The sequence below is a fragment of the Terrisporobacter petrolearius genome, assembly GCF_020748185.1.
Classification (GTDB): domain Bacteria; phylum Bacillota; class Clostridia; order Peptostreptococcales; family Peptostreptococcaceae; genus Terrisporobacter; species Terrisporobacter petrolearius.
The window spans coordinates 1-512 of record NZ_JAHZMO010000129.1; the positions used below are offsets into that span (position 1 = coordinate 1).

Below are 512 nucleotides of genomic sequence, written 5' to 3' on the forward strand. Positions count from 1 at the left end.
CGAAACGATGCTTCCGCACGCGCGCGCGATAAAGAAGGGATGATTTTCGTGAGGAAGAGGGGAAAACTGGCGTTCTGATAATTGCAGAGTTATTACGGGGCGGTTACGATGGGTAAATAATGGCTCTCAGGTAAATGTTACTGATTCCTCTCTGGTATCAGATACCATTGGTTTAACCAACGGTTCTTCACTGAATATTGGTGCAAATGGCGTGGTTGCTACAGACCACCTGACTGTTGATAGCTACAGTACCGTTAATTTAACCGAATCTACCGGTTGGAATAATTATTCTAATCTGTATACCAATACTATCACTGTGACTAACGGTGGTGTGCTGGATGTGAATGTTGATCAGTTCAATACTGAAGCTTTCCGTACTGATAAACTGGAACTGACCAGCGGCAACATTGCTGACCATAACGGCAACGTAATTTCTGGTGTGTTCGACATCAACAGCAGCGATTACGTTCTGAACGCTGATCTGGTGAACGACCGTACGTGGGATACTTCCA

The 512-nt window shown here is 44.9% G+C and carries 1 protein-coding gene; it reads left to right on the forward strand.

Features of this window, described 5'->3' with window-relative positions; translation table 11 throughout:
* Positions 1-211 precede the first annotated feature (211 nt).
* A partial coding sequence (locus K0040_RS22415) for a hypothetical protein (RefSeq protein ID WP_272491584.1) occupies positions 212-512 on the forward strand: 301 nt, incomplete at its 3' end.